Genomic DNA, 3,115 nt, shown 5'->3' with positions numbered 1-3,115 from the left:
GGTCGGGGGTGGCGGGGGTTTCGGACATGGGTGAACTCCCCTTGACGTAAGGGGAGTTGGGCATTGCGGCCATCGGTGCGGAGCGGGTTCGCCGGCTGGCCGCCTTCTATGCCTGCGCCGACGAGGACCTGATCGAGGCGCTGACAGTGATGGCGACCGACCGCACGAAGGGTTGGCGGGAGGAGTACCGGGGAGTGCTGCTGCCGGTGTTCCTGGACACGGCCGAAGTGGAGCACCACGCGACGTACTTGCGCGAGGTCGTGATCACCCGCATTCCGGGACTTCTACAGACGCCGGACTACGCCCGCCCGGTGTTCGAGTGAATGAACCCGGGGCTCCCCGAGGACGAAGTGGCCATATGGGTGGAGCACCGGATGCGCCGGAGGGGCGTCATCGAGGGGGGACACCCGTACACGTACGAGGCGATCATCCACGAAGTCGCGCTGCGCCTCCGCGTCTCCGACAGGAGGGCCGCGCGTGCCCAACTCCACGAGATTCTCGACCGAGTTGACCAGGGCAACGTCACGGTGCGCGTCATCCCGACCGATCAGGACGGATTCGCCGGCTCGGGCGCCTCGATGATGTACGCGGGGGTGTGGTGCCTCGACTGGACACAGCGCTGCGGGACTCTCCGACCGGCGTCGTGTTCCTCGATGCCGAAGCCGACGGGGGTGCGGGTGACACCTGCGTCGAAATAGCCGAACTCCCCCTCCGCACAGCCGTACGGGACTCGAAACTCCCGGCCCGTGCCGCCCTCTCCTTCCCCACCGCCTCCTTCTCCGCCTTCGTGACCGCGCTCAACGCGGGTGATCTGCAACGGGGTTGACCGGACTGTTTATGCCAGCTCCGGAATATTCCGGAGTCGGCGTGGACCAGGGGTATGAGTCTGCGTAGTGTCACTCGGCAGTGGCTCCCGAGTGGAGCCGACGAGACTCGGGGGTGCGATGGCGCGCAGTGAACTGACGCGACTCACCGGGAAGTTCGGTGGACCCAACTGCGACGATGACGATTGTCCGAACGTGTACCGCACGGTCGAAGGCTCGATCGTCGTCCAGGGGAATGTGTCGGCCGCTTTCCGGCCACCCGCCGGTGAGGCTCTCGTGGAGATTCCGGAATCGGTACTCAGGGAGCTGTACGTGCTCTTGGATGGTGACGAATGGCGGAACTTCTTCGACTCCTACGAGCGTTCGGTGTGGCGGTTCGAGGCGCAGCCCACGTACACCATGCCCAATGAGACGGAAAGCTTTTCCCGCTTTCTTCGCGGGGAGTCGAAGCCTGACGGGCACAACGGGAAGTGGCATGAGCGTGTCCGGGAATTCGTCGACTCCGGACGCACCATCGGGCGAGTCCGGGTCGTACGTCGGCCGCTCACGGACTATCAGCGCTACCAGTTCTCCTGGGGAATTCCCGGAAATATTCAGGCGGGCGAGGATATTCGGGTCCTGGATGTGACGCGGAACGACTACGGACTTCCCCTCTCGGGTACCGACTGGTGGATGTTCGACGAAACCCGGATCGTCCACCTCAACTATCGCCCAGACGGTACACAGATCAACCGGGAGTTGTTCGAGGGCGACATCGCCCCCTATCTGGAGTGGCAGCGAATCGCCCTGGAGAACGCCGTTCCGTTCGCCGAGTATGTGAAAGACCTTGAGTGACCCTTGAGCCCGAGGAGTTGGGCCCGTCGAGGAGCGACCTCGCGGGAAAGCTCCGAGATCTGCGCAAGCGAGCCGGCCTCACCGGGGACCGGCTCGCTCGGCGTTGCAACATGTCCCAGAGTCAGATCAGTAAGTTCGAAACAGGGAAGAAGACGCCGACACTCGTGGACGTCGAGCGCCTACTCCGGGCCCTGGACGCCTCGCCCGAGGACGTCGCGGAGATCACGGCTCTCGCACGCATCGCGAACACCGAGTGGGAGGGAAAACGATCCTCCCGGCGTCGAGGAGTCGAGAAGCGGCAGGTCGAGCTGGCTGCACTGGAGTCGGAAGCTACGGAACTCAGATATTTCTTGCCTGCGATGATCACGGGGCTCCTGGCCATACCTGATTTTGTCCGAGCCAGTCTGATTCATGTGCCGGGTGACGTGTCGAAGGTTGTGGCCAAGAAACTGGAACGGCAATCAGTCCTTTACGACACCTCGAAGCGGTTCACCTTTATCTTGACCGAGCAGGCCGCTCGTTGGGCGATCGTTCCAGAATTGGCCATGACGGTACAGATCGATCATCTCGCTTCCTTGTCCCGCCTCCCGAATATCAACCTGGGGGTAATCCCGATCGGGACGCTCATGCCCCGAGGCCCCATGAACACCTTCACGATCTACGACGAGCGACTCGTCACCGTGGAGAACTTCACCGGCCGAATGGTTTTTCGAGATGCGCGAGATATTTCCGAACATCTGGCCGTGTTTTCCGAGTTTGAACGCCAGGCGCGGTTCGGCGACGAGGCGAGAAGTCTGCTCCGGGAATGGTCGAACGCCTACCGATGATCTTTATTCCGGAACGGAAATAAGGTGAGCTCTCCCCCTTTGGATTGCCTAATCTTGAGGCATCGCAGATTCCAAGGGGAGAAAATGCCGTACCAACCACCGAACTACCCGCTGCCCGAGCCGTCCCCGATTCCCGGCTGCGCCGGCTGCCTGTCCCTCGCGACGGCGAGACGGAACGCGCGGTCGACGTACGACCACAGCGCGGTGACCGACGCGAACGTCCTCCTCCGAAGGCACCTCGCCGAGGCGCACTGACGTCCTCCGTTCACCCCGGCTCTCCCTCAACTCCCGCCCGATGCACAGGCATTCGGACGGCGGCGGCCCCTGCACCGAAGGCTGCGGCACCCTCGCCCGCATCGGCCACGACGCCTGGGCCCTGGCCGACAGCAAGCGCCACGACGCCCAGCCGCTGCGCTTCACCACCGCCGAACTCGACGCCGCCGGCATCGACCCGGCCCGCTTCGGCATCCGCGTCTGATCCGGACGGGGTCCGGACCCCGCCGCAACCAGGCCCGGACCCCCTCGGCGGGACCACCTCATGCACCACCACGCCTACGTGTGGACCGGCCCGAAAGCCCGCTTCGACAACGAAGCCCTACGACGACCCCCGCACCCCCAACCACCCTCACC

At 64.2% G+C, this 3,115-nt stretch carries 5 protein-coding genes and 2 pseudogenes; all 7 read left to right on the top strand.

Annotation, left to right across the window (positions count from 1 at the left end):
• Positions 1–149: 149 nt before the first annotated feature.
• The 7 genes and pseudogenes from AOK24_RS51615 (at position 150) to AOK24_RS36425 (ending at position 2,963) form a co-directional block, all read left to right on the top strand.
• Positions 150–698 (top strand): annotated as a pseudogene (locus AOK24_RS51615) (DUF5753 domain-containing protein).
• Complete coding sequence (locus AOK24_RS47980; RefSeq protein WP_338060969.1) at positions 596–826, top strand: DUF397 domain-containing protein; 231 nt, start codon at positions 596–598, stop codon at positions 824–826. The pseudogene AOK24_RS51615 and the gene AOK24_RS47980 overlap by 103 nt, the downstream one beginning before the upstream one ends.
• A gap of 118 nt (positions 827–944) precedes the next feature.
• A pseudogene (locus AOK24_RS52890) lies at positions 945–1,153 on the top strand (hypothetical protein).
• Complete coding sequence (locus tag AOK24_RS36435) at positions 1,137–1,658, top strand: DUF6879 family protein (protein ID WP_055724243.1); 522 nt, start codon at positions 1,137–1,139, stop codon at positions 1,656–1,658. Before AOK24_RS52890 ends, AOK24_RS36435 begins: the two are co-directional and overlap by 17 nt.
• Positions 1,655–2,485 (top strand): helix-turn-helix domain-containing protein, encoded by an 831-nt coding sequence (locus tag AOK24_RS36430; RefSeq protein ID WP_055724240.1) that lies wholly within the window; start codon positions 1,655–1,657, stop codon positions 2,483–2,485. Before AOK24_RS36435 ends, AOK24_RS36430 begins: the two co-directional genes overlap by 4 nt.
• Positions 2,486–2,569: 84 nt before the next feature.
• Positions 2,570–2,740: a hypothetical protein gene (locus AOK24_RS49400; protein ID WP_165854551.1), complete on the top strand. Its 171-nt coding sequence runs from the start codon at positions 2,570–2,572 to the stop codon at positions 2,738–2,740.
• A gap of 40 nt (positions 2,741–2,780) precedes the next feature.
• Positions 2,781–2,963, top strand: coding sequence for a hypothetical protein (locus AOK24_RS36425; RefSeq protein WP_055724239.1), 183 nt, complete (start codon positions 2,781–2,783; stop codon positions 2,961–2,963).
• Positions 2,964–3,115 lie beyond the last annotated feature (152 nt).

It is taken from the genome of Streptomyces niveiscabiei, from assembly GCF_001419795.1.
In the GTDB taxonomy this organism is placed as follows: Bacteria; Actinomycetota; Actinomycetes; order Streptomycetales; family Streptomycetaceae; genus Streptomyces; species Streptomyces niveiscabiei.
Note: the sequence above shows the minus strand (reverse complement) of the source record. Positions and strands in the feature narration are given on the sequence as shown.

Coding starts and splice junctions, on each gene's coding strand:
- AOK24_RS36425 (WP_055724239.1), top strand. CDS start 2,781: ATGCACAGGCATTCGGACGGCGGCGGCCCCTGCACCGAAGGCTGCGGC.
- AOK24_RS49400 (WP_165854551.1), top strand. CDS start 2,570: ATGCCGTACCAACCACCGAACTACCCGCTGCCCGAGCCGTCCCCGATT.